This window comes from Streptomyces sp. NPDC057428, from assembly GCF_042803195.1.
Classification (GTDB): Bacteria; Actinomycetota; Actinomycetes; order Streptomycetales; family Streptomycetaceae; genus Streptomyces.
The window spans coordinates 1-25,879 of the sequence record NZ_JBHVCT010000067.1; the positions used below are offsets into that span (position 1 = coordinate 1).

The 25,879-nt window shown below is 69.0% G+C and carries 17 protein-coding genes and 1 tRNA gene; 5 read left to right on the forward strand and 13 right to left on the reverse strand.

Annotated elements, in window-relative coordinates; genetic code table 11:
- Positions 1 to 125: 125 nt before the first annotated feature.
- Positions 126 to 1,937, reverse strand: coding sequence for a bifunctional metallophosphatase/5'-nucleotidase (locus ACFU5K_RS23205; RefSeq protein ID WP_384064835.1), 1,812 nt, complete (start codon positions 1,935 to 1,937; stop codon positions 126 to 128).
- A gap of 245 nt (positions 1,938 to 2,182) precedes the next feature.
- Between ACFU5K_RS23205 and pyk the strand changes: the two genes are divergently transcribed.
- On the forward strand, positions 2,183 to 3,616 hold the full coding sequence (gene pyk / locus ACFU5K_RS23210) for a pyruvate kinase (protein ID WP_384064838.1): 1,434 nt from the start codon (positions 2,183 to 2,185) through the stop codon (positions 3,614 to 3,616).
- 6 nt (positions 3,617 to 3,622) lie between these two features.
- Here pyk and ACFU5K_RS23215 read toward each other — a convergent pair whose 3' ends face one another.
- Together ACFU5K_RS23215 and ACFU5K_RS23220 are read right to left on the reverse strand one after the other, a co-directional pair.
- Positions 3,623 to 4,399, reverse strand: coding sequence for a transcriptional regulator (locus tag ACFU5K_RS23215; protein WP_384064840.1), 777 nt, complete (start codon positions 4,397 to 4,399; stop codon positions 3,623 to 3,625).
- Between the two features lie 111 nt (positions 4,400 to 4,510).
- Positions 4,511 to 4,584: transfer RNA gene (locus ACFU5K_RS23220), tRNA-Leu, on the reverse strand.
- Between the two features lie 97 nt (positions 4,585 to 4,681).
- Between ACFU5K_RS23220 and ACFU5K_RS23225 the strand changes: the two genes are divergently transcribed.
- Positions 4,682 to 5,338, forward strand: coding sequence for an ANTAR domain-containing response regulator (locus ACFU5K_RS23225; protein WP_384064843.1), 657 nt, complete (start codon positions 4,682 to 4,684; stop codon positions 5,336 to 5,338).
- Between the two features lie 69 nt (positions 5,339 to 5,407).
- Here the strand turns inward: ACFU5K_RS23225 and ACFU5K_RS23230 are convergent, their stop codons facing one another.
- The 7 genes from ACFU5K_RS23230 to ACFU5K_RS23260 form a co-directional block, all read right to left on the reverse strand.
- Positions 5,408 to 6,124, reverse strand: coding sequence for an ABC transporter ATP-binding protein (locus tag ACFU5K_RS23230; RefSeq protein ID WP_384064845.1), 717 nt, complete (start codon positions 6,122 to 6,124; stop codon positions 5,408 to 5,410).
- Positions 6,121 to 7,032, reverse strand: a complete 912-nt coding sequence (locus ACFU5K_RS23235; protein ID WP_384064886.1) for an ABC transporter ATP-binding protein — start codon at positions 7,030 to 7,032, stop codon at positions 6,121 to 6,123. Before ACFU5K_RS23235 ends, ACFU5K_RS23230 begins: the two co-directional genes overlap by 4 nt.
- 5 nt (positions 7,033 to 7,037) lie before the next feature.
- Entirely contained in the window at positions 7,038 to 8,774 is a 1,737-nt protein-coding gene (locus ACFU5K_RS23240; protein WP_384064888.1) for a branched-chain amino acid ABC transporter permease, read from the reverse strand.
- 5 nt (positions 8,775 to 8,779) lie between these two features.
- On the reverse strand, positions 8,780 to 9,712 hold the full coding sequence (locus ACFU5K_RS23245; protein WP_384064848.1) for a branched-chain amino acid ABC transporter permease: 933 nt from the start codon (positions 9,710 to 9,712) through the stop codon (positions 8,780 to 8,782).
- 99 nt (positions 9,713 to 9,811) lie between these two features.
- Positions 9,812 to 11,047 (reverse strand): branched-chain amino acid ABC transporter substrate-binding protein, encoded by a 1,236-nt coding sequence (locus ACFU5K_RS23250; RefSeq protein ID WP_384064851.1) that lies wholly within the window; start codon positions 11,045 to 11,047, stop codon positions 9,812 to 9,814.
- A 594-nt stretch (positions 11,048 to 11,641) separates the two neighbouring features.
- Positions 11,642 to 12,112 (reverse strand): PaaI family thioesterase, encoded by a 471-nt coding sequence (locus tag ACFU5K_RS23255; RefSeq protein ID WP_384064889.1) that lies wholly within the window; start codon positions 12,110 to 12,112, stop codon positions 11,642 to 11,644.
- A 117-nt stretch (positions 12,113 to 12,229) separates the two neighbouring features.
- Entirely contained in the window at positions 12,230 to 14,500 is a 2,271-nt protein-coding gene (locus ACFU5K_RS23260) for an FdhF/YdeP family oxidoreductase (protein WP_384064854.1), read from the reverse strand.
- A gap of 237 nt (positions 14,501 to 14,737) precedes the next feature.
- Here ACFU5K_RS23260 and polA point away from each other — a divergent pair, with 237 nt between their 5' ends.
- The gene (gene polA / locus ACFU5K_RS23265; protein ID WP_384064857.1) at positions 14,738 to 17,449 is read left to right on the forward strand and encodes a DNA polymerase I; all 2,712 of its coding nucleotides are present in this window, start codon (positions 14,738 to 14,740) and stop codon (positions 17,447 to 17,449) included.
- A 4-nt stretch (positions 17,450 to 17,453) separates the two neighbouring features.
- On the opposite strand, the gene ACFU5K_RS23270 is transcribed toward polA, so the two are convergent.
- Positions 17,454 to 18,329: a DUF4184 family protein gene (locus ACFU5K_RS23270; protein ID WP_384064860.1), complete on the reverse strand. Its 876-nt coding sequence runs from the start codon at positions 18,327 to 18,329 to the stop codon at positions 17,454 to 17,456.
- A 186-nt stretch (positions 18,330 to 18,515) separates the two neighbouring features.
- Between ACFU5K_RS23270 and ACFU5K_RS23275 the strand changes: the two genes are divergently transcribed.
- A complete protein-coding gene (locus ACFU5K_RS23275; RefSeq protein WP_384064862.1) occupies positions 18,516 to 20,213 on the forward strand; it encodes a lytic murein transglycosylase in 1,698 nt (565 codons plus the stop codon).
- Positions 20,214 to 20,377: 164 nt separating this feature from the next.
- On the opposite strand, the gene hrpB is transcribed toward ACFU5K_RS23275, so the two are convergent.
- Both hrpB and ACFU5K_RS23285 read right to left on the reverse strand, forming a co-directional pair.
- Positions 20,378 to 22,882: an ATP-dependent helicase HrpB gene (gene hrpB / locus ACFU5K_RS23280; protein WP_384064864.1), complete on the reverse strand. Its 2,505-nt coding sequence runs from the start codon at positions 22,880 to 22,882 to the stop codon at positions 20,378 to 20,380.
- Between the two features lie 92 nt (positions 22,883 to 22,974).
- On the reverse strand, positions 22,975 to 23,802 hold the full coding sequence (locus tag ACFU5K_RS23285; protein WP_384064866.1) for a class I SAM-dependent methyltransferase: 828 nt from the start codon (positions 23,800 to 23,802) through the stop codon (positions 22,975 to 22,977).
- A gap of 396 nt (positions 23,803 to 24,198) precedes the next feature.
- Between ACFU5K_RS23285 and rpsA the strand changes: the two genes are divergently transcribed.
- Entirely contained in the window at positions 24,199 to 25,716 is a 1,518-nt protein-coding gene (rpsA, locus tag ACFU5K_RS23290) for a 30S ribosomal protein S1 (protein WP_384064868.1), read from the forward strand.
- The last annotated feature ends 163 nt before the right edge of the window (positions 25,717 to 25,879 follow it).

A 25,879-nucleotide genomic window follows, 5' to 3' on the forward strand; every position in this document is an offset into this window, starting at 1 on the left:
CTTCCGTAACCGCGCCAACCAGCGGCTCCGATCACGTTGTGCAACCACCCGGCGGAGCCGACGGGAAGCACACCCCCACTAAATTCGAAGACCCGGGAACCCATGAACGAGCGAGACCACCGAAACTAGAACACCGGCACACCCTCACGCGTCAGACGCCAGTCCACCGAAGCGAACTCCGCCGGATCCACCGAACCCTTGGCCTTCACCCAACCGATGATCGTGTTCCGGATCTCATCCGAATTCGCCCACAGCTGCTTCGAACCCGGAACATGCGGGAAATTACCCCCGCCACTCGCCCGATAATTGTTCACCGCGAACACGAACTGCGCCGCCGGATCGACCGGCGCCCCCTCGAACGACAACCCCACGATCCGCGACCCGGCCGGCTTCGCGATATCGATGTCGTACGACACCCCCGACACCACGTCATAGTTGTAATCCGGAATGTTCTCCGCATTCGTCAACTTCGACGTATCCACCGGAGCCCCCGCAGCCGTCTGCACGTAGTACCTCGCCGAGAACTCCAGATAATCCTTCAACTGCGCACCCGTCAGAAGCCGCGCCTCCAACGTGTTCTCGAACGGATACAGCCCAGCAGCATCCTTGATCGTCACCTCACCCGCGGGAATCGCCGCCGTACGCGAGAAACACGCCGCCTGCGACAGCACCGGCAACGCCGCGTACTCCCCACCCGCCAGCGCCGCCTTCACCGTCTCCGCCTGCACCAGATTGATCAGATCGATGACCGGCTCGTCCTTCCACGGTGCATCCACCGTCGACATCGCCGCCACCGACGTACCGATCACCTGATTGACATACGCCACGACCTTCCTGTGCTCGTCCCCGAGCATCGACGTGATCCGCGGATCCTCCGCCACCGTGTTCGAATTCAGCACCGAAGCGCCGACCTTCTCTACCACCCAGCGGCCCTTGTCCCACACCAGGTCGAAGTCGAACAACGTCAACCGCTGCCCCCACTTCAACGGCTCCGAGAGAACAACCTGCTTCCCCGTCTCCTTGTTCGTCACGAAATACTCGGGAATCTCCGAATGCGCGTGACCCACCAGAATCGCGTCGATCCCCGGCACCTGCTCCGCCACCAGACCCGCCGCGTTCTCGACGTACGGCAGCTGATCCCCGTACGACGACGTCCCCGACGAACCCGAATGCGCAGAAACGATCACCACATCCGCACCCATCGAACGAAGCTTCGGCACCCACTTCGCCGCCTGCTCCTCAAGACCCGGGAATACCATCTTCCCGCCCACATTCGCCTTGTCCCAGATCGCGATACCCGGATTCGTCAACCCCAGCACCGCCACCCGCACATCACGACCATGCGGCGTACGCACCCGCTTGATCACATACGGCGCGAACGCCGGCCGCAACGTCTTCGCATCCAGCGCATTCGCACCCAGCAGCGGAAAATCACACTGCTCCTCGAACTTACGCAACACCGGAATGCCGTAGTTGAACTCATGGTTACCGAGCGCAGCCGCGTCATAACCGATCTTGTTCATCGCCTGCGCCATCGGATGCACCGGACCACGCCGCGCCGTGATCGGATCGATCTTCGCGTAATAGTACGAAAGCTGAGTGCCCTGGATCGTGTCACCCGCATCGATCAGCAGCGTGTTACGACGACCCCGGTCCTCACGGATCTGGTTCACCAGCGTCGAGATCTTCGCCAGACCGACGTCGTTGTGCGCCTTGTCGTCGAACTCCTTGTCCGTGAAGTAGTCCCAGTTGAAGACGTTCCCGTGCAGATCCGTCGTCCCCATCACCGTGAACGAGTACCGCTTCGCCGGACGGCCGTGACCGTGCCCGCGCGACTCCGAGGCCGACGCCGACCCGGCACCGACCCCTCCCGCCAGTGCAACACCGGCACCGGCAACGGCCGACCGGCCCAGAAACGTCCTGCGGTTCAACGGCATCCTTGACTCCTCGTTCGAGCGAACAACGCGCGTAGATTCTGGCCCAGCCACCACCACCCGCAACACCCCCAACAGGTTTCGATCTGATGACCAGGACACCCGGCGCCCCCACCCCACCCCCGCGCGCGCTCATCGGAGCGCGCCCCCGCACAATTCAACAGTTGTCAATAGCCCTTCACATAAAGGCCGTTGGACAGTCATGCAGAGACAAATACCTACCCATAGGTAAGGTCTAGGCTCGAACCATGCGACGAGCAAAAATCGTTTGTACCCTGGGACCCGCAACCGACACATACGAGCAGATCAAGGCACTCGTCGAAGCGGGAATGGACATCGCCCGCCTCAACCTCAGCCACGGCACCTACGTCGAACACGAACAGCGCTACCGCCACGTACGCAAAGCCTCCGAAGAAACCGGCCGCAGCGTAGGAATCCTCGCCGACCTTCAAGGCCCGAAGATCCGCCTCGGCCGCTTCGCCGAAGGCCCCGTACTCCTTGAACGCGGCGACGACTTCACCATCACCGTCGAACCCATGGAAGGCGACCGCCACACCTGCGGCACCACCCACGACGGACTCGCCACCGACGTCACCACCGGCGAACGCATCCTCATCGACGACGGCCGCGTCACCCTCGAAGTCACCGGCATCGACGGACCACGCGTCCACACCACCGTCATCGAAGGCGGCATGGTCTACGACCACAAGGGACTCAACCTCCCCGGCGTCGCCGTCTCCGTCCCCGCCCTCAGCGAAAAGGACATCGACGACCTCCGCTGGGCCCTCCGCACCGGCGCCGACATCATCGCCCTCAGCTTCGTACGCACCGGACGCGACATCGACGACGTCCACCGCATCATGGACGAGGAGGACCGCCGCCTCCCCGTCATCGCCAAGGTCGAAAAACCCCAGGCCGTCGACAACATCGATGACATCGTCGCCGCCTTCGACGGCATCATGGTCGCCCGCGGAGACCTCGGCGTCGAAGTGCCCCTGGAACAGGTCCCCATCGTCCAGAAGCGCGCCATCAAACTCGCCAAACGCAACGCCAAGCCGGTCATCGTCGCCACCCAGATGCTCGACTCGATGATCGACAACTCCCGCCCCACCCGCGCCGAAGCCTCGGACGTCGCCAACGCCGTCATCGACGGCACGGACGCGGTCATGCTCTCCGGCGAGACCAGCGTCGGCAAGTACCCCGTCGAGACCGTCTGCACCATGGCTCGCATCGTCGAAGCGGCCGAGGAGGACATCCTCGCCAAGGGCCTCCCGCCCCTCACCGACCGCAACAAGCCCCGCACCCAGGGCGGCGCCGTCGCCCGCGCGGCAGCCGAGATGGGCGACTTCCTCGGCGCCAAATTCCTGGTCGCCTTCACCCAGAGCGGCGACACGGTCAAACGCCTCTCCCGCTACCGCTCCCCGATCCCGCTCCTCGCCTTCACCCCGGATCCGGCCACCCGCGCACAGCTCAACCTGACCTGGGGCGTCGAGACCTTCCTCGGACCGCACGTGGACTCGACGGACGCCATGGTCGCGCAGGTCGACGACGAACTGCTCCGGATCGGGCGCTGCAAGAAGGGCGACGTCGTGGTCATCACGGCGGGGTCCCCGCCCGGAGTCGCCGGCTCGACGAACCTGGTACGGGTGCACCACATCGGCGAGGACGACAGCCCGAAGTAGAGGTCGTCAGTACTTCGGCCCGACGTGAGCGTCCATGAGGGCCACGGACGCCCGTCGGGCTACGGAGATGTTGAGCGGATCGCTGCCGCGAGCGAGGGTGGTCCACTCGACACCCACGGCGGTGAGAGTGTCGCTGAAGAGCTTACGGATGTCATCCGACTTGTTCGTGAAGAAGTACCGGGGGTACTCGTAGCGCTTGCGCTCGCCACCGACGAGCCGAGTGGTCCAGTTGATGATCCGGCAGCCGTCGGAGTGGATAAGACCGCGGATGAATTCCCAAGGGTGGGCGTCAACGATCTGTTGTTGCCACGATTCGAGGGTGATCTCGCGGTTGTGCTTCTTCCCAGGCCCATGTTGAGGGAAGAAGCAGGGCCAGTGCTTGCTGAAGCTTGTGACGTACTGGCAGCCCTGACTCTGCACGCGGCAGACCTTGTTGCCAGGCCGCGCACGCTGTACAGCCTCGACACAGGCGTCGATCAGCCCCGGCCACGCGTCGGCGCACGCGATGCGGAGGGAGTACACACCCCGCTTGGCGGAACTGACGCAGCCATCGCCGAGATAGAGGCCGAGCAGGTACGAGTAGGCGGCGGGGGCATCCGGGGGTCTCGGGGTGTCGCCGCACCGAGGGCATTCGACCCACCGGCTATGTCCGAGGGGCTCTATTCGTTTCAGCCAGGAACGGATGGCAGCTCGAGAGATCCCGGTCTGCTTGCTGACGGAGTTCTGGCTGAAGCCCTGAGCGACCAGTGCCAGGGCGTTCTTGCGAGTGTCGAGGTCGTACACGTTCTCGACTTTGACGCACAGTGCTGACGTGGCGGCACGAATCCGGGAAGGTGATCACTCGATCTCGTGAAGTCGTCGCAATGTGCTGCGGCTTTAGAATCGAAGGAAAAGTGCCCCAGGTGGGATTCGAACCCACACTGTCCGCTGTTTGAGAGCGGCCTCTCTAACCATTGGAGTACTGGGGCCTTAGAAAGGAAGGGGCATCGCTGCCCTGCGCGTAACTACCTTACAGGAGCTAGGTAGGCTCGGGGCAGCAGTATCTGCCCCATACCAAGGAGCCCCGTGACCACCCCCGAGTCGCCCCAGCCCGTAGACGCCGCCGACGACGACAAGTCGCACGTCCCGCCGCTGACGACCCGCGTCGTCATCGCCGAGGACGAGGCGCTCATCCGCCTCGACCTCAAGGAGATGCTGGAGGAGGAGGGCTACTCGGTCGTCGGTGAGGCCGGGGACGGGCAGCAGGCCGTCGAGCTGGCCAGGGAGCACCGGCCGGACCTGGTGATCCTCGATGTGAAGATGCCGGTCCTGGACGGGATCTCCGCCGCCGAGAAGATCGCTGAGGAGTCGATCGCGCCGGTCTTGATGCTGACGGCGTTCTCGCAGCGGGATCTGGTCGAGCGGGCCCGGGATGCCGGGGCGATGGCGTATCTGGTGAAGCCGTTCAGCAAGAGTGATGTGGTGCCGGCGATCGAGATGGCGGTGTCGCGGTTCGCGGAGCTGAAGGCGCTGGAGGGTGAGATCGCGGATCTCTCGCAGCGGCTGGAGACGCGGAAGCTGGTGGACCGGGCGAAGAGCATTCTGCAGACGGATTACGGGCTGTCGGAGCCTGCGGCGTTCCGCTGGATCCAGAAGACGTCGATGGACCGTCGGATGTCGATGCAGCAGTTGGCCGAGGCGTTGATCGAGGATGCCGCGGAGAAGAAGAAGTCGGCGGAGTAGCGCCGTAGGTGTGGAGGAGGGCCCGCTCCTGGGTGTCCGGGGGCGGGCCCTCGTCGTGTGCGTGGGTGTTCAGTCCTCGCCGAGGTAGGCCTTGCGGACCGACTCGTCGTGGAGGAGGTCTGCGCCGGTGCCGGAGAGGACGACCTTGCCGACTTCCATGACGTGGCCCTGGTCCGCGAGGGAGAGGGCGGCCTGGGCGTTCTGTTCGACGAGCAGGATGGTGGTGCCCTGGGCCTTCAGCTCGACGATGGTCTCCATGATCTTCTGCATCATGATCGGGGAGAGGCCCATGGAGGGTTCGTCGAGCATGAGCAGTTTGGGCTGGGACATGAGAGCGCGGCCCATGGCGAGCATTTGCTGTTCGCCGCCCGAGAGGGTTCCGGCGGCCTGCTTCCTTCGTTCTCCGAGGATGGGGAAGAGGTCGTAGGCGCGCTGGACGTCCTTTTCGATGCCTGCTTTGTCGGTGCGGAGGAAGGCGCCGAGCTGGAGGTTCTCGGCGATGGTGAGACGGGGGAAGATGTGGCGGCCTTCGGGGGAGTGGGCGAGGCCGAGTGCCACGATCTTGTGGGCGGGGATGCCGGCGAGGGGCTTCCCGTCGAAGAGGATCCGGCCGCCGGAGGGCTTGAGGAGGCCGGAGAGGGTGCGCAGGGTGGTGGTCTTGCCGGCGCCGTTGGTGCCGATGAGGGTGACGACCTGGCCGGCTTCGACGGTGAAGGAGATTCCCTTGACGGCTTCGATCTTGCCGTAGGCGACCCTGAGGTCTTCGACCTCGAGCAGTGCGGTCACTGGGTTTCCCCTTCTGTGCTGGTGGTGCGCTCCGCGTTGTCGGCCTTGGGGGCTGTGGCGGTGTCCGGTGTTTCTGCGGGGGCGTCGGTGCTCTCGGGGGTGTCCCCTTCGAAGGGGGTGCCGAGGTAGGCGGCGATGACGCGTTCGTCGCCCTGGACGACGGCGGGTGTGCCTTCGACGAGTTTTTCGCCTTGGACGAGGCAGGCGACGCGGTCGCAGAGGTTGAAGATGAAGCGCATGTCGTGCTCGATGACGAGGACGGCGATGCCTTGGTCCCGGATGGCGAAGATGAGTTCTTCGGTGACGCGGGTTTCCTGCGGGTTCATGCCGGCGGTGGGCTCGTCCAGGAGGAGGAGGCCGGGGTCGCTGGCGAGTGCGCGCGCGATTTCCAGCTTGCGCTGGTCTCCGTAGGGGAGGTTGCGTGCGAGGTGGTCGGCCTTGTCCTGGAGGCCGATGAACTCGAGGAGTTCCATGGCGCGTGCGTGGGAGGCTGCTTCGGCCCTTTTGAAGCCGGGTCCGCGCAGGAGGGCGGACCAGAGGCCTTCTTTGGTCCTGGTGTGGCGTCCGACGAGGACGTTTTCCAGGACGGTCATGTTGGCGAAGAGGCGGATGTTCTGGAAGGTGCGGGCGATGCCTGCCTGGGTGACGAGGTGGGGCTTGGGCGGCAGGACGGTGCCCTTGTAGCGGACGGTGCCTTCGGTGGGGACGTAGAGGCCGGTGAGGCAGTTGAAGAAGGTGGTTTTGCCGGCGCCGTTGGGGCCGATGAGTCCGACGATCTCACCTGCGTTGACCTTGAGGTCGACGTCGCGTACGGCGGTGAGTCCGCCGAAGCGCATGGTCACGCCGGAGGCGTCGAGGACGGGCGTCGTGGTGGTCTGGGTGGTGGTCGTTTCGGTGGTGGTCGTCATGGTGTTCACGCCCCCGCCTTCACGGTGCCGACGCCGGATTCGGGCAGTGTGCCTTCGGGTGTGTCGAGTTGGACGGTCTCGCGGTATTCGAGCTGGGCGCGCCGGTTGGCGATGAGGCCTTCGGGGCGGAAGCGCATCAGCAGGATGAGTGCGAGGCCGAAGCCGAGGAGCTGGTAGTCCTGGAGGAACTGCAGCTTGGCGGGGATCATGTAGAGGAGGGTGGCGCCGATCAGGGGTCCGCTGATGGTTCCCATGCCGCCGAGGATGACTGCGGCGAGGAGGAAGGCGGAGTTGGGCGGCACGGGGCCGGCGAAGACGTACATCTCCGGGACGACGGTGCTTTGTACGTGGGCCTGGACGGTGCCGGCGAGGCCGGCGAGGGTGGCGCCGAGGGCGAAGGCGATGAGTTTGACGCGGAAGCCGTTGATGCCCATGGCGGTGGCGGCTGTTTCGTCTTCGCGGATGGCGACCCAGGCGCGGCCGATGCGGGAGCTGCCGGCGCGGCTGAAGACGAGGACCACGAGGATCATTGCGAGCAGCATGAGCAGGTAGTAGTTGGCGTATCCGCCGAGTTCGATGCCCAGGATGGTGTGGGATTCGCCGAAGTCGTATCCGAAGAAGACGAGGTCGGGGATGTTGGGTACGCCGTTGGGGCCGTTGGTGATCTGGGGTCCGGAGGCGCCGTCGAGGTTGCCGACGGTGATGCGGAAGATTTCGCCGAAGCCGAGGGTGACGATGGCGAGGTAGTCGCCGCGGAGGCGCAGTGTGGGCGCTCCGATGACGACGCCGAAGATGAGGGAGACGGCTGCTCCGGTGAGGACTGCTGCCCAGAAGGGGAAGTGGACGTCGAACGCGGATGCGGTGGTGCCGGAGACGAGGGCGGCGGTGTAGGCGCCGACGCCGAGGAAGGCGACGTATCCGAGGTCGAGGAGTCCGGCGAGGCCGACGACGATGTTCAGCCCGAGTGCGACGGTCGCGAAGATGAGGATGTTGACCGCGATGAGGGTGTACTGGTCGGTGCTCTGGGTGAAGGGGAATGCTGCGGCGGCCACGAAGGCGGCGGCCACGGCGATGGGGCGGTACTTCGTGGTGAGTGCGGAGAGCCGGGCCATGATGCCGGACTTGAACAGGGCGCCGACGGCGAAGCCCGCGGTGATCAGGTAGCCGGTGAAGAGCTCGGGGGGTTCGATGTCGATGCCGTAGGTGACGACGAAGAGGCCGGTTGCGAAGGCGGCGACGATGATGAGGATCTCGGCCCAGGAGGGGAGTTCCTTGGGGCGGGATGCCTTGCGGGTGTCGTCGGGCAGGAGGAACGCGGCGAGCGGGATGGCGGAGGCCACCGCGGCGACGTATCCGCCGGGCTCGAGGTTGACGAGGCCGCCGAGTTCGATGGTGATGGCGAGGACGGTGAACCAGGTGGTGGCGAAGGTGCCAAGGGCCAGGAACTGGAGGGTTTTGGTGGTGCCGGTGGGGGCGATCCAGCGGAGGCCTCGGATGTCGAGTGAGGCGAGTGCGTACAGGAGTACGAGAGCGCCTGAGGTGAGGGTGAGGAGCTGGAGGCCGGCGGGGTAGCCGTAGATAGTGAGGTCGCCGGTGAATTCGCTGGTCCAGGTCCAGGCGAGGAAGGTGCTGGCGATGGTCGCGATGCCGCCGAGGGCGGTGAGGCGGCGCAGGCCTGCGGTCCGGGTGCCGGTGTCGGCGGGGGTGGTGACGGCAGCGGTTTTGGTGGTGTCGGTTGTCATGGCTCTCACGCCCGATCCGCGACGCGCTCGCCGAGCAGGCCTTGTGGCCTGACGAGGAGGACGACGATGAGAAGTACGAATGCCCAGACGTTGGCCCAGGCGCCACCGCCGAGCTGCTGCATGCCGGGGATTTCTTCGATGTAGGCGATGGAGAGGGCTTCGGCGAGGCCGAGGACGACTCCGCCGACCATGGCGCCGTAGATGTTGCCGATGCCGCCGAGGACTGCGGCGGTGAAGGCCTTGAGTCCGAGGAGGAAGCCCATCTCCCAGCCGATCTGGCCCTTGTCGAGGCCGTAGGCGACGGCTGCGACGGCTGCGAACGCGGCACCGATGGCGAAGGCCATCACGATGATGCGGTCGGTGTTGATGCCCATGAGCTTCGCCGTGTCGCGGTCCTGTGCGGTGGCTTGCATGGCGCGGCCGCTGCGGCTCTTGGAGACGAACATGCCGAGGGCGAGCATGCACAGAGGGGCGAGCACGAGGATGAAGGCATCGGCGCGCTGGATGTACAGGTTGTCGAACAGATGGAAGGAGCCGCCGTGGAACTCGGGGAAGCTGAGGGGCTTCTTCGCGTCGGGGTAGAAGCCCCAGACAAGCTGCTGGAGGACGATCGAGAGGCCGATCGCGGTGATGAGGGGTGCCAGCCGTGGTGCGCCGCGCAGGGGGCGGTAGGCGAAGCGTTCCGCGGCTGTCGCTACGGCGACGGAGGCGATGGCGCCTCCGATGATCATGAGGGGAATGACCACCATGAGCGAGGTTCCGCTGGGGAGCGCGAGGTAGGTGGTGAGGGCGCCGAAGCCCCCGATCATGAAGATCTCGCCGTGGGCGAAATTGATGAGCTGGACGATGCCGTACACCATGGTGTACCCGATGGCTATGAGGCCATAGAGCGCGCCGAGTGCGAGGCCGTTCGCCAGCTGTTGCGGCAGTTCGTTCACCGCAGTGCCTCCGATGAGCTTGTCGGATATGACACCGCGCGAGGGCGCTGTTTGCGCCCTCGCGCGGTCAGGAGCGTGTGCTGGGGTGGTGCTGGGCGATCAGTTCTCGAACGTGGCGCTCTTGACGTCCTTCCAGGCGCCCTTCTGGACCTCGTAGACGGTGAGCTGCTTGTTGGTGGTGTCACCGAACTCGTCGAAGGAGACCTTGCCGGTCACGCCGTCGAAGGAGACCTTGGCCATGGCCTCGGTGATCTTGGCGCGGGCGTCCTCGGGGAGCTTGCCGTCGTTGTCGGCGACGACGGCCTTGACGGCCTGGATGATGGCCCATCCGGCGTCGTAGGAGTAGCCGCCGTAGGCTGCGAAGGGGTCCTTGTAGCCGCCGGCGTTGTAGTCCGCGATGAACTGCTTGGCGGTCGGGAGGGCCTCGACGGGGTAGCCGACGGAGGTGGCGAAGTCGCCGTCGTTGGCCTCACCGGAGGCGCTGATGAAGGCGGGGTCGTAGATGCCGTCGCCGCCCATGGTGGGGATCTTGGCGCCGGTCTTCTTGACCTGGTCGGAGAGCAGGCCGCCCTCGGGGTACTGGCCGCCGAAGTAGACGGAGTCGGCGCCGGAGGACTTGACCTTGTCGGCGGTGCTGGAGAAGTCGGTCTCCTTGACGGTGACGTGGTCGGTGCCGACGACCTTGCCGCCGAGGCGCTCGAACTCCGCGGAGAAGATGGCGGCGAGGCCGGCGCCGTAGGTCTGCTTGTCGTCGACGACGTAGACCTTTTTCTTCTTGGCGTCGTTGTAGAGGTACTGGGCGGCGAACTTGCCCTGGACGACGTCGGTGGCGCAGGTGCGGAAGTACGTCTTGAAGACGCGCTTGAAGTCGCCCTTGCCCCAGTTGTCGCCCTGGCTGAGGGCGGGGTTGGTGTTGGCGGGGGAGACCTGGGCCATGTCGGCCTTCTCGAAGACACCCTGCATGGACTGGGCGACGCCGGAGTTGAGGGGGCCGACGGCTCCGATGACGTCCTTGTTGCCGACGAGCTTGGTGGCGTTGGCCTGTCCGGAGGCGGGGACGGCCTGGTCGTCGAGGGCTTCGATCTTGAACTCGATGCCGGGGACTTCGTTGTTCTTGTTCGCGGTCTTGGCCGCGAGGTCCACGGAGTTCTTGATGCCCTGGCCGAGTGCGGAGAGGGATCCGGTCAGGGGGGCGTCGACGCCGATGACGACGGTGGTCTTGCTGTCGCCACCCTTGTCGCCCTTGCCGTTGTCGTCGCGCGACCCACAGGCGGTGAGCGTGAGGGCACCGGTGGTGAGCACTGCTGTGAGGATGATCGAAGAACGGTGTCGCACGAAAGGTCCTTTCCCTGGCGCGGCCTCCTCTGCATGAGGTGCCGTAACGATCGCCGGGCCGTACTGGCCGATACAGGGCCGTGCAGCGGACGCGCCCGGCGGCGCGGTGACTGGCCGTGACTCTAAGGGCAGGTGAGGGGGTGCGGGACGGGTCCGCTGATGATGTGACTGTCTTGTTATGCCGTGGGGAAGGCTTGGTGGTCACTGTGTGGACATGTACCGCTTTCCGGTGCGGGGTGAGGTGGCCGCATTGTGAGAACGCGCAGCTCTGCTAAGGGGCTTGGGGTGATCTTGGTGCTGTCGCACGCATGGGACGCATGGGGCGCGGGGGGTGCCGGTGTGGTGGGTGCGGGCGCGGTGCGTGAGCTTTTTCGCGTATTGCGCACATGTTACGGAGTGTTACATCCGTGGGACGCGTTTGAGCGGCCCTGGTGCAGTGTGGCCGGTGAAGTGGCTCATGGAACGACTTGAGTGGTCAAGGGTGTTGACCGTCCGTGTCCGCCAACTTCGGTGTTTTGCTTCGGATATGGGTCTGCCCGGTCCGGAATGCGGTGCGTTTTCCGGCCGGGCAGTGGGGTGTTGGCGAGGGCTCGGTCAGCCCGCGTCGGGGCGCGGTGCGTCGCGGAGCAGGCAGGTGAGGCGGGCGGTGCAGACCCGCTTGTCGTGCTCGTCGGTGATGACGATCTCGTACGTGGCGGTGGTGCGGCCGCGGTGGACGGGAGTGGCGACGCCGGTGACGAGGCCGCTGCTGGCGCCGCGGTGGTGGGTGCAGTTGAGGTCGACACCGACGGCGATCTTGGTGGCGCCGCCGTGGAGCATGGTGCCGACGGAGCCGAGGGTTTCGGCCAGGACGGCGGAGGCGCCGCCGTGGAGCAGTCCGTAGGGCTGGGTGTTGCCTTCGACGGGCATGGTGCCCACGACGCGCTCGGCGGAGGCCTCGACGATCCTGACGCCCATGCGCTCGCCGAGGTGTCCGGCGGAGAAGAGGGCGGGGAGGTCGACGCCGAGGGCCGCGTACTCGTCGATGATCTCCTGCGGGAACGTGGGTGCGGTGTGCTCGCCCATGGGGTCGGCTCCGATCGTGTGCTCGTCCGTTGCTGTGTGCACTGTTCTTATCAGACTGCTGAGCGTGCGCTTAGGGCTGTGGGTGCCCGGGGGCCCGGTGCTGGGCCCCCGGGGCCCTCAGGCGGTCTCGAACCGGACGACGACCGACTTGCTGGCGGGGGTGTTGCTGGTGTCCGCGGTCGCGTCGAGCGGGACGAGGACGTTCGTCTCCGGGTAGTAGGCGGCGGCGCAGCCCCGTGCGGTGGGGTAGTGGACGACGCGGAAGCCGGGGGCGCGGCGCTCCACGCCGTCCTTCCACTCGCTGACGAGGTCGGTGTAGGAGCCGTCGGCGAGGCCGAGGGCGCGGGCGTCCTCGGGGTTGACCATGACGATGCGGCGGCCGCCCTTGATGCCGCGGTAGCGGTCGTCGAGGCCGTAGATCGTGGTGTTGTACTGGTCGTGGGAGCGCAGGGTCTGGAGCAGCAGCCTGCCTTCGGGGAGTTCGGGGTACTCGACGGGGGCGGCGGTGAAGTTGGCCTTGCCGGTGGCGGTGGGGAAGCGGCGTTCGTCGCGGGGTGCGTGGGGGAGGGTGAATCCGCCAGGCCGGGCGACGCGGGCGTTGAAGTCCTCGAAGCCGGGTACGACGCGGGAGATGCGGTCGCGGATCGTCCCGTAGTCCTTCTCGAAGTCCTCCCAGGGTGTGGTGGACGCGGGGCCGAGGACGGCGCGGGCGAGGCGGGCGACGATCGCGGGCTCGGAGAGCAGGTGCGGGCTCGCGGGGGTGAGGTTGCCGCGTGAGGAGTGGACCATGCCCATGGAGTCCTCGACGGTGACGAACTGCTTTCCTCCGGCGGTCACGTCCTTGTCGGTGCGGCCAAGGGTGGGCAGGATCAGGGCGCGGGTGCCGGTGACTGCGTGGGAGCGGTTGAGCTTGGTCGAGACGTGGACGGTGAGCCGTGCGCGGCGCATCGCTGCCTCGGTGACGGTGGTGTCGGGGGTGGCGGCGACGAAGTTGCCGCCCATGGCGAAGAAGACCTTGGCGTCGCCGTCGCGGAGTGCCTGGATGGACCGTACGACGTCGTAGCCGTGGTGGCGCGGCGAGGTGATGCCGAATTCCCGGTCGAGGGCGTCGAGGAAGGCGGGGGCGGGGCGTTCGAAGATGCCCATGGTGCGGTCGCCCTGGACGTTGGAGTGGCCGCGTACGGGGCAGACGCCGGCGCCGGGCCTGCCGATGTTGCCGCGCAGGAGGAGGAAGTTGACCACTTCGCGGATGGTGGGCACGGAGTGCTTGTGCTGGGTGAGGCCCATGGCCCAGCAGACGATGGTGCGTTTCGACGCGAGGACCATGGTGAGTGCCCGCTCGATGGTGTCGCGGTCGAGGCCGGTGGCGGTGAGGGTCTCGTCCCAGTCGGCGGTGCGGGCGGCCTCGGCGAAGTCCTCGTATCCGTGGGTGTGTTCGGTGACGAAGTCGGTGTCGACGGCTCCGTCGGCCTCGATGATCATTTTGTTCAGGAGGCGGAAGAGTGCCTGGTCGCCGCCGATGCGGATCTGCAGGAACAGGTCGGTGAGGTCGGCGCCCTTGAGCATGCCGCGGGCTGTCTGCGGGTTCTTGAACCGTTCGAGGCCGGCTTCGGGCAGCGGGTTCACCGAGATGATCTTCGCTCCGGAGGCCTTGGCCTGTTCCAGGGCGGACAGCATCCGGGGGTGGTTGGTGCCCGGGTTCTGGCCGGCGACGATGATCAGGTCGGCCCGGTGGAGGTCCTCGAGGCTGACGCTGCCCTTGCCGACACCGATCGTCTCCGTGAGCGCGGAGCCGGACGACTCGTGGCACATGTTGGAGCAGTCGGGCAGGTTGTTGGTGCCGAACTCCCTGGCGAAGAGCTGCAGGAGGAACGCGGCCTCGTTGCTGGTGCGGCCGGAGGTGTAGAAGAGCGCCTCGTCGGGGGAGGAGAGCGCGGTGAGTTCCTCGGAGATGATCGTGAAGGCGCGCTCCCAGGTGACGGCCTCGTACCGGTCGCCGCCTTCGGGCAGGTACACGGGTTGTGTGATGCGTCCCTGCTGGCCGAGCCAGTAGCCGCTGCGGGTCGCCAGATCGGCGACGGGGTGGGCGTCGAAGAAGTCGGGGGTGACGCGGCGCAGGGTCGCCTCCTCGGCGACGGCCTTGGCGCCGTTCTCGCAGAATTCGGCGGTGTGCCGCTTGTCGCCCTCGGGCCAGGCGCAGCCGGGGCAGTCGAAGCCGTTCTTCTGGTTGACCTTGAGGAGGGTCTGCGCGGTGCGGCGCACGCCCATCTGCTGCTGCGCGATGCGCAGGGTGTGGGCGACGGCGGGCAGCCCGGCGGCGGCGTGCTGGGCCTCCTCGACCTGCGGGGCGTCCTGGACCGGGTCACCGGTCGGGGGCTTGGTGGCCATGGTGCTCCCCTTCGAGCGCTTGCGGGCGCGCGTTCGTCCAGGTGGGTCCTGGCGCGTCCTGGCGCGCTCTCACTGTTCTTCGATCCTGTCATGTACGGGAGCCGGGGCGCCCGGGGGGAAGGGGGCGGGCGGCAGGGTCCGGCCGGTGCGCGTGACGGTGGGGATCGAGCGGCGCCCGAGCCGGGGACGAGCGGCGGCCGGTCCGGATTGTCGGTGGTACGTGGCAGGATCGGGGGCGTGGCTGAGACGGCATCGAAGAAGACGGCAGACAACCGACCGCGCCTGCTCCTCATGGACGGGCACTCCCTGGCGTACCGGGCGTTCTTCGCCCTGCCCGCGGAGAATTTCACGACGGCGACGGGGCAGCCGACGAATGCCGTGTACGGCTTCATGTCGATGCTGGCGAACACGCTGCGCGACGAGGCGCCCACGCATTTCGCGGTGGCGTTCGACGTGTCCCGCAAGACCTGGCGTGCGCAGGAGTTCCCCGAGTACAAGGCGAACCGCTCCAAGACCCCCGACGAGTTCAAGGGGCAGGTCGAGCTGATCGGCGAGCTGCTGGACGCGATGCACGCGGACCGGTTCGCGGTGGACGGGTTCGAGGCGGACGACGTCATCGCGACGCTGGCCACCCAGGCCGAGGCGGCGGGCTTCGAGGTCCTGATCGTCACGGGTGACCGGGACTCGTTCCAGCTGATCACGGACAACGTGACCGTGCTGTACCCGACGAAGGGCGTCTCGGAGCTGACGCGCTTCACCCCGGAGAAGGTCGAGGAGAAGTACGGCCTCACGCCCGCCCAGTACCCGGACTTCGCGGCGCTGCGCGGTGACCCGTCGGACAACCTTCCGGGCATCCCGGGTGTGGGTGAGAAGACGGCGGCGAAGTGGATCAACCAGTTCGGTTCGTTCGCGGAGCTGGTCGAGCGTGCCGACGAGGTCAAGGGCAAGGCCGGCCAGAACTTCCGCGACCATCTGGACGCGGTGAAGATGAACCGTGTGCTGACCGAGATGGTCCGAGACGTGGAACTGCCCAAGGTTCCCTCCGAGCTGGAGCGTGCTCCCTACGACCGCACGGCGGTCACCGGTGTGCTGGACGTCCTGGAGATCCGTAACCCGAGCCTGCGTGAGCGGCTGCTGGCCGTCGACCCCGGTGCGGAGGAGGCGGCGCCGCCGGAGCCGGCGGCCGGTATCGACCTGGACGGTGTGGTGCTGGGTGCGGGCGAGGTCGCCCCCTGGCTCGAGGCGCACGCCGGGCAGCCCCTCGGTGTGATGACGGTGGACACCTGGTCGCTGGGCGTGGGCACGGTCACGGAGGTCGCGCTCGCCGCCGCCGACGGTTCCGCCGCCTGGCTGGACCCGGCCGGGCTCGATGAGGCCGACGAGCGGGCCTTCGCCGCATGGGTCGCCGACCCGCAGCGGCCCAAGGTCATGCACAACGCCAAGAACGCCCTGCGGGTCTTCCCCGAGCAGGGCTGGCGGCTGGACGGCATCACCATGGACACGGCGCTCGCCGCCTATCTCGTCAAGCCGGGCCGTCGTTCCTTCGCCCTGGACGCGCTGACCGTCGAGTACCTCGGCCGTGAGCTGGCGCCGGCCCCGTCGGCCGACGGGCAGCTCGCCTTCGGCGCGGACGACCGGGCGGAGGCCGACGCCCTGATGGCGCAGGCGCGGGCCGTGCTGGACCTCGGCGACGCCTTCACCGCACGGCTGCGGGAGGTCGGTGCCACCGAGCTGCTGCACGACATGGAACTGCCCACGTCGATCATGCTGGCCCGCCTCGAGCGGTACGGCATCGCCGCCGACCGGGCCCATCTGGAAGGCATGGAGCAGCAGTTCGCGGGCTCGGTGCAGCAGGCCGTGAAGGAGGCGCACGCCTCGGTGGGCCGGGAGTTCAACCTCGGCTCGCCCAAGCAGCTCCAGGAGATCCTCTTCGGCGAACTGGCCCTGCCGAAGACGAAGAAGACGAAGACGGGCTACACGACCGACGCCGACGCCCTGGCCTGGCTGGCCGCGCAGACCGAGCACGAGCTGCCGGTTCTCATGCTGCGCCACCGGGAGCAGGCGAAGCTGCGGGTCACGGTCGAGGGCCTGATCAAGACGATCGGTGCGGACGGCCGTATCCACACCACGTTCAACCAGACGGTCGCGGCGACCGGCCGGCTCTCCTCGACCGACCCCAACCTGCAGAACATTCCGGTGCGTACGGACGAGGGCCGCGCGATCCGCCGGGGCTTCGTCGTCGGCGAGGGCTTCGAGACGCTGATGACGGCCGACTACAGCCAGATCGAGCTCCGGGTCATGGCCCACCTCTCCGAGGACGCCGGGCTGATCGAGGCGTTCAACTCGGGCGAGGACCTGCACACGACGGTCGCCTCGCAGGTGTTCGGCGTGGAGAAGACGGCGGTCGACGCCGAGATGCGCCGCAAGATCAAGGCGATGTCGTACGGACTGGCGTACGGGCTCTCCGCGTTCGGCCTCTCCCAGCAGCTGAACATCGAGGCCAGTGAGGCGCGCGGGCTGATGGACACCTACTTCCAGCGGTTCGGCGGGGTGCGCGACTACCTGCGCCGGGTCGTCGAGGAAGCCAGGTCCACCGGCTATACGGAGACGGTCTTCGGCCGCCGGCGGTATCTCCCGGACCTGAACAGTGACAACCGTCAGCGGCGCGAGACGGCCGAGCGGATGGCGCTCAACGCGCCCATCCAGGGCACGGCCGCCGACATCGTGAAGGTGGCGATGCTCAACGTGGACCGTGCGCTGACGACGGCGAAGCTGACGTCGCGGATGCTGCTCCAGGTCCACGACGAAATCGTCCTGGAGATCGCGAAGGGTGAGCGGGAGCAGGTCGAGGAGATCCTGCGCCGCGAGATGTCCACGGCGGTCGAGCTGCGTGCGCCGCTGGACGTCTCGGTCGGTGTCGGCACGGACTGGGAGACCGCCGCGCACTGACGTCTCAGCCGGCGCCCCGGCCCGCCGGGCCGGGGCGGGCGGTCTGTGCACCGGACCGTCCCGACCGGCCGGAGCCGGCCTGCTTGGCGCCCAGCCGCATCCACGCCCCGTAGAGGACCAGGCCGGCCGCCAGGCCCGCCCCGGCCCCGAAGCAGGCCGTCGGGACGATGTCCAGGGGGCTGTCGATCCGCTCGAAGCGCGCGTACCAGCGGGCGCACCGGTGGACGGTGCCCAGCAGGACGCACAGGGCGAGGAACGCACCGGCACCGATGCGTTCGGCCCGGCGGAGCACCGGCACGGACTCCGGCCGGGGCAGGGGGCCGGCGCTCCGCAGACCCGCGTACACGAAGAGGGCGAGGACCGCCGCGGCCGCCGCCGAACTGCCGTACTGGACGATCTGGAACACCGGGAATCCGCCGGCGCTCCGGCTGAGGACGGGGATCAGCTCCGTGCCCCACCGGTCGTGATGGGTGAAGGCGTCCCACACGACGTGGGTGCCCGAGCCGATGACGGCCGACACGGCGAACCACGCCACCGGAGGCAGGACCGGGCCGCCGGGCTCCCACCGCCGCCCCCGCACGAAGCTGTGGACGCGACCCTGCGACGCTGCGGGCAGCAGCGCGACGAGTGGTTCGCGCAGCAGCAGCCACAGGCCGACCAGGACACCGGTGACGAGGACGTCGACGCTGAACACCCCCCACGCCGCGTGTGTCACCTCACCGAACTCCATCGCCCCTGGGACGACACTGTCCGCGTAGTAGGTCAAGTCCGGTGCGAACGAGCCCGCGACGAGCGCGGAGGCGACGAGGCGGCCCCGGCCCCTCCCGGACCGGTGGACACCCACAAGGACCGCGGCGGCGTGACTGAGCGTGAACGGCATGGCGGCACGTATGCGGTGAGCCCACGTCATGCACCCCGGGGAAGGCGACGACTTGGCGACGCGAAGCTGAAGAATCGGTAAGAACCGGTGGGGGCCTGTGTCCGGGCGGCGGGAGTTGCCGTAGGGTCGCCTGAGTCTTCGCGCTGGGGAGCGCGGGCAGCCGACGACGGGGAGGGACCGACACGTATGGCAGCGCAATTCGGCCGCAGACTGCGCAGGGGGGCCACCACCACCGCGGTGGCCGCGGCAGCCGTGGCAGCCCTGTCCGCCTCGCAGGCTCCCGCCCTACCGCAGCCCGACACCGCCGGCGACCAGACGACGGCCGGCGCGATACCGTCCGGGGACGACGCCGTCACCGGCAACTCCCCGTACCACACGGACCTTCCGCCGCTCGTCACGCCCGACAAGCCCGGATCGTCCGCGAATCTGCCCGTGACCGGCAGTGCCGAATCAGGCATACCCGCCTCGATCCTGGCGGCCTACAAGAAGGCTGAGCAGGGTCTCGCGAGCACCGACGCGGCGTGCCGGCTGCCGTGGCAGCTCCTCGCGGCGATCGGCAAGGTCGAGTCGGGCCAGGCCCGCGGCGGCAAGGTCGACGCGAACGGCACGACCTTCTCCCCGATCCTCGGCCCGGCCCTCAACGGCCAGGGCTTCGCGCTGATCAAGGACACCGACGGCGGGGCATACGACGGGGACTCCACCCACGACCGTGCGGTCGGCCCCATGCAGTTCATCCCGTCCACCTGGGAGACCTGGGGCCAGGACGGCAACGGCGACGGACGCAAGGACCCCAACAACATCTACGACGCGGCGCTGGCCGCCGGGCGCTACCTCTGCGCCGGTACCCGCGACCTGTCGCTCGCCCCGGACCTCGACCGGGCGGTGCTGAGCTACAACCACTCGCAGGAGTACCTGCGCACGGTGCGCTCCTGGTTCGACTTCTACAACCGGGGTACCCACGAGGTCCCCGACGGCACCGGCGTCCTCCCGGTGGACACGAGCAGCGGCCCCAGCAGCCCGTCACCCACGCCCCCGTCCGGGCAGGGCGGCGGCAGTACGCCTCCGAGCAGCGGACCGAAGCCGCCGGCCCACGGGGGCGGCAAGCCGCCGAGCACCGACCCCACGCCGCCGCCTCCTCCGGCCAAGCCGCCGACGACCCCGCCGACGACCCCGCCGACGCCCCCGCCCGCACCGTCGACCCTGGGCAGCCTGGAGAACGCGGGTACCGCACCTCTGAAGGCCACCGCGGGCGAAGCGTTCGCGCAGCGCGTCAAGGTCCGGGCGAGGAACACCCTCGGCGCCCCGCTGGCCAAGGCGGAGGTCACCTTCACCGTGGTCGGCGACACGGACGCCCGCTTCGCCGGCGGGAGGACCGTGGTCACCGCCAGCACCGGAAGCGACGGCACCGTCACCGCCCCGTTCCTGACGGCGGGTGAGAAGACCGGCGACTTCAAGGTGACGGCCGTCGCCGGCACCGTCAAACCGCGCACCCTCACCTACACGGCGAGCGTCACCGCGCGGCAGGCGGACGCCGTCGCACGGACCGACGACAAGGTGCTGACGGCCGCTCCGGGCGCCCGGTTCGCCGACCGGGTCCAGGTCCGGGCGACCTACAAGGGCACGGGGCTCGCGGACACCGCTGTCACCGCCACGATGATCACCGACGCGGAGACGCCCGCCGAGAATGACAAGGGGCCGTACTTCAAGGACGTCGAGGGCAAGACCGTACGCACCCTCGACCTGACCACCGGCGCCGACGGGCTCCTGGAGCTCCCGGAGATCTTCGCCGACGCCGCCGAGGGCACCTACAAGCTGCGGCTCACCACGGCGAACGGCGTCACGCTGGTCATCGAGCTGAAGGTCGAGGCGGCTCCGGCGGTTTGAGCGGTAACCGACACGGGGTGTCCGGCTCCAGGGCCGGGCACCCCGGCCCGTGCCGCGGGCGGGCACCCGGGGCCGGATGTCGGGCTGCCCCGCGCGGTCGCCTGCCCCGTCCGTCGGGCTGTGTACGGCCGTTGCGCGGGGCGACCCGCGCTGCCCCGCAAGGCCTACTCCCGGCGCAGCCGCGCCGAGGTGAAGCGGGTCGCCTCCGTCGTCGTCGGGTCCTCCGGCCACGGGTGCTTCGGGTAGCGGCCGCGCAGCTCCGACCGCACGCTCCGGTACCCCTCCTGCCAGAACGACGCCAGGTCCGCCGTCACCGCCGCGGGCCGGCCCGCGGGCGACAGCAGGTGGACCAGGAGCGGCACTCCGGCGACCCGGGGCGTCTCGCGCAGCCCGAAGAGCTCCTGGAGCTTCACCGCGAGTACGGGCTGCTCACCGCCGTAGTCGAGGCGGATCCTCGATCCGCTCGGCACCTCGATCCGCTCCGGGGCGAGTTCGTCGAGCCTGGCCGCGTCCCCCGTCGACCACGGCAGGAGCCTGCGCAGTGCCTGCCCCGCGTCGATCCTCGCCAGGTCCGCGCGGCGCCCGGCCCGTGACAGCTCCGGCTCCAGCCACTCGTCGGCACGCGCGAGCAGTGCCTCGTCGGACACGTCGGGCCAGGGTGCGCCGAGGACCCGGTGCAGGAACGCGAGCCGCAGCCGCAGCTGCTCGCTGTCCCTGCTCCACCGCAGGAGCCCGGATCCCTCGCGGCGCAGCCCCTCCAGCAGCGCCCCGCGCACCAGTGCCGGGGCCGGCCGGCGCAGGGTGCGCACCGACAGTTCGATCGCGCCCAGGCGTTCCACGGACCGCGCCACGACGTCGCCGTCCGCCCAGCGGACCTCCTCGCCGGAGAACCGCAGGTGGGCCGCTGCCAGTTGCGCCGTGTCCTCGTCGACGACGGCCGCCAGCCGCACCCGTGCGGAGGCCGCGTGGGCGGGCCGGTCGGCGACGGCGACGGCCAGCCACGGGGCGCTGCGCAGCCGTGAGCCGTTCCCCAGCTCGGCGCCCGTGCCCGACGCCATCAGGAAGGCACCCTCGCCCCGGGCCCGCGCCACGCGTTCCGGGAAGGCCAGCGCCGCGACGACCCCCACCGCGGCGTCGTCCGTACCGGTGCCGTCGTCCCCCTTCGCCCTGCCGAGGGACTGCGACAGCCGCCGTACCTCCTGCCGCCACCGCGCGGCGTAGCCGTCCCCGCCCCGCCGGGCCGTGCGGAGCGCGTGTGCCAGGTCGTCGCCGTACTCGCGCGGGGGCTCCTCGCTCAGCAGGGCCACGACCTCCGCCGCCCGGCGCCCGCCCACCTCCTGCGCACCGTCCAGCAGGGCGCGGGCCAGCCGGGGGTGCACGCCCAGCCGGGACATCCGCACGCCCCGGTCCGTCGCCCGGCCCGAGGTGTCCACCGCGCCGACGGCGCCCAGCACCTCGCGCGCCGCGGCCATCGCCCCGGCGGGCGGAGGGTCCAGGAGTGCGAGCCCGGAGGCGTCCGGAGCGCCCCAGCACGCCGCCTGCAGGGCGAACGCGGCGAGATCGGCCACCTTGATCTCGGGAGAGGGGTAGGCGGCCAGTCTCCCGTCCTCCGCCGCGTCCCAGCAGCGGTACACCGCGCCCGGGGCCTCACGCCCCGCGCGGCCCGCCCGCTGGCGTCCGGCCGCCCGCGACGCCCGTACGGTCGTGAGCGCGCTCAGTCCCCGCGCGTGGTCGGTGCGCGGCTCCCTGGCCAGCCCGGAGTCCACGACGACCCGTACCCCCGGCACCGTCAGGGACGACTCGGCGACGGACGTGGCCAGCACCACCCGGCGTCCGTCCGACGGTCCGGCGAGCACGGCGTCCTGCACGGCCGCCGGGGCGCGGCCGTGCACCTGGAGGATCTCGGCGCCCGCCCCGGCGAGCATCCCGCCGACGCGGCCGATCTCCCCGACCCCGGGCAGGAAGCACAGCACGTCGCCCTCCCGCTCGGTGAGGGCCCGGCGCACCACGGTGGCCACGTGCGTCAGCAGGGCGGGGTCGACCCGCATCCCGTGCGGTGGCCGAACGGGGGCCGGCGGCGGCGCCCACACGACCTCCACCGGGTGGGACACGCCCTGGGCCTCGACGACCGGTGCGTCGCCCAGCAGCCGGGCCCAGCCCTGCGCGTCCGTGGTCGCCGACGCGGCGACCAGGCGCAGCTCGGGCCGGATCGTCTCCCGTACGTCGAGGAGGAACGCGGCTGCGGTGTCGGCGTCCAGGTGCCGCTCGTGGCACTCGTCGATGACCACCACGTCGGTTCCTGCCAGTTCCTGGTCGCGCTGCAGCCGCTGAAGCAGCACGCCGGTCGTCACCACCTCCACGACGGTGTCCGGTCCCACCGCCCGCTCCCCGCGCACCGTGAACCCGACGCGGTCGCCGGTCCGCTCGCCTAGCAGCCACGCCATCCGGCGGGCCGCGGCCCTCGCCGCGATCCTGCGCGGCTCGGCGACGAGCACGCGGCGGCCCGGGCCGCCCCCGGTCAGTCCGGCGAGCACCAGGGGCACGAGGGTCGTCTTACCGGTTCCCGGCGGGGCGCAGAGCACCGCGGCACCCCGCTCGTCGAGCGCCCGCTCCAGGGCGGGCACGGCGGTGCGGACGGGCAACTGGTCCAGGGCGTCGGTACGGATCACGCCCCCAGTCTCGTACGCCGCCCTCCGTGACGGGGTGGCCGGTGACCCGGGCGGCCCGGCCATCAGGGCACGGGCCCGCACCCGCCGGTTCCTCAGCCGGTGGCCCGCCCGTCCCGCTCGCACACGAAGACGGCGGTCCCGGGGATGAGGTTGCCGCGCAGCGGGGACCAGCCGCCCCACTCCTGGTCGTTCCAGGCGGGCCACTCCGGCTCCACCAGGTCGATCAGCCGGAAACCGCCCGCCACCACGTCCCGCACGCGGTCGCCGAGCGTCCTGTGGTGCTCCACGTACACGGCGTCACCCGCTTCGTCCTGCTCGACGTACGGCACCCGGTCGAAGTAGGAGGCCGCGACGGAGAGGCCCTCCGGCCCCGGCTCGTCGGGGAACGCCCAGCGGATCGGGTGCGTCACGGAGAAGACCCAGCGTCCGCCGGGCCTCAGTACCCGGTGCACCTCGCGGAACACCTGCACGGGGTCGGCGACGAACGGCACCGCACCGTAGGCGGAGCAGGCCAGGTCGAAGGAGCCGTCCCGGAAGGGGAGCCGCCCCGCGTCCGCCTCGACGAGGGGTACGTCTCCGCCGATGCGCAGGGCGTGCTGGAGCTGGCGGTGGGAGAGGTCCAGGGCGACCGGTCTGGCGCCCTGGGCGGCCAGCCAGCGGGAGCACTGGGCGGCGCCCGCGCCGATCTCCAGGACGTCCAGCCCTTCGAGGGCGGCCGCGGGCCCCAGCAGGGCGGCCTCGGCCTCGTCCAGTCCTTCCGGGCCCCAGACGAAGCGTTCGTCGCCCAGGAAGGCCCCGTGGTCGCTCTGGTACTCGTCGGCGTTGCGGTCCCACCACCCGCGGTTCGCCCGGCTGCTCTCGGCGTCACCGGCGTCCCGGCGGGTCGCTTCGGGTTCGTTCCCGTGCATCTCTTGGCTCATCGTGCCCGTCGTTGTAGTTTGCCTTCACCCGCTGCGGCGGTGCCTCCACGGGCCGTACGGGTGAGTACGTCCGTGTGTGCGCGACACCTCGCCGTGGCCGATGTGGCCTCGGCGAACGCGAGTTGTGCCGGGATCGGGCTGTTCTGCCCCGGGTGTGCGCCTTCGCGCATTGACCCTGTCCGGCTGCCCCCGTATGCTACAAGTTGCGCTGCGAGCCTGCGCGCCTCAGACCTAGCAGGCCGCGCTCGCGTCTGTTGCATGTCCCCTCGGTTGTCGAGGCGCCTTTTCCGGAGACGGGTAGGTGCTTTCCCGGCTGTCCGGCTTCTGCAGAGGCGATACGGGCTTTCGGCGTAGCAGTACCTACGACTCACTGTCCGTACCGGAGCCCTTTCCCACATGACGAGCAGCACCGAGACCACCGCCACCACTCCGCAGGTTGCGGTCAACGACATCGGCGACGCGGACGCGTTCCTCGCGGCGATCGACGCGACGATCAAGTACTTCAACGACGGCGACATCGTTGAGGGCGTCATCGTCAAGGTTGACCGGGACGAGGTCCTCCTCGACATCGGTTACAAGACCGAAGGCGTCATCCCGAGCCGCGAGCTCTCGATCAAGCACGACGTCGACCCGAACGAGGTCGTCAAGGTCGGCGACGAGATCGAGGCCCTGGTTCTCCAGAAGGAGGACAAGGAAGGCCGCCTGATCCTCTCGAAGAAGCGCGCTCAGTACGAGCGTGCCTGGGGCACCATCGAGAAGATCAAGGAAGAAGACGGCATCGTCACCGGTACCGTCATCGAGGTCGTCAAGGGTGGTCTCATCCTCGACATCGGCCTCCGTGGCTTCCTCCCGGCGTCGCTCGTCGAGATGCGTCGCGTTCGCGACCTCCAGCCTTACGTGGGCAAGGAGCTCGAGGCCAAGATCATCGAGCTGGACAAGAACCGCAACAACGTGGTCCTGTCCCGCCGTGCCTGGCTCGAGCAGACCCAGTCCGAGGTCCGCCAGACGTTCCTCACGACCCTGCAGAAGGGTCAGGTCCGCTCCGGCGTCGTCTCCTCGATCGTCAACTTCGGTGCCTTCGTGGACCTGGGTGGCGTCGACGGTCTCGTGCACGTCTCCGAGCTGTCCTGGAAGCACATCGACCACCCCTCCGAGGTTGTCGAGGTCGGCCAGGAGGTCACCGTCGAGGTTCTCGACGTCGACATGGACCGCGAGCGCGTCTCGCTGTCGCTCAAGGCGACGCAGGAAGACCCGTGGCAGCAGTTCGCCCGTACGCACCAGATCGGGCAGGTCGTTCCCGGTAAGGTCACCAAGCTCGTTCCGTTCGGTGCGTTCGTGCGCGTCGACGAGGGCATCGAGGGCCTGGTCCACATCTCCGAGCTGGCCGAGCGCCACGTGGAGATCCCGGAGCAGGTCGTCCAGGTCAACGACGAGATCTTCGTCAAGGTCATCGACATCGACCTCGAGCGCCGTCGCATCAGCCTCTCGCTGAAGCAGGCCAACGAGGCCTTCGGTGGGGACCCGGCCTCGGTCGAGTTCGACCCGACCCTGTACGGCATGGCCGCGTCCTACGACGACCAGGGCAACTACATCTACCCCGAGGGCTTCGACCCCGAGACCAACGACTGGCTCGAGGGCTTCGAGTCGCAGCGTGAGGTCTGGGAGACCCAGTACGCCGAGGCGCAGCAGCGCTTCGAGCAGCACCAGGCCCAGGTCATCAAGTCCCGCGAGGCCGACGAGGCCGCTGCGGCCGAGGGTGCTGCTGCCCCGGCCGGCGCTGCCCCGGCTGCCTCCGGCGGCAGCGGTGGCGGCGGCGGTTCGTACTCCTCGGAGTCCGCGGACAACTCCGGCGCCCTGGCGTCGGACGAGGCCCTGGCCGCCCTGCGCGAGAAGCTGGCCGGCGGCCAGAGCTGACGCTCTGACCCCGACCGCTCATCGGCTGCGGTAGCTGTAGAGCTGTAGGTGAGGCCCGTCCCCTTCGGGGGGCGGGCCTCACTCGCTTCCGGAACCCGAAGAGGACGTGCGGGACGCGCGTGACCGAGGCCTGCCTGGGCGGGAGGAGCAAGTCCACGGGCAG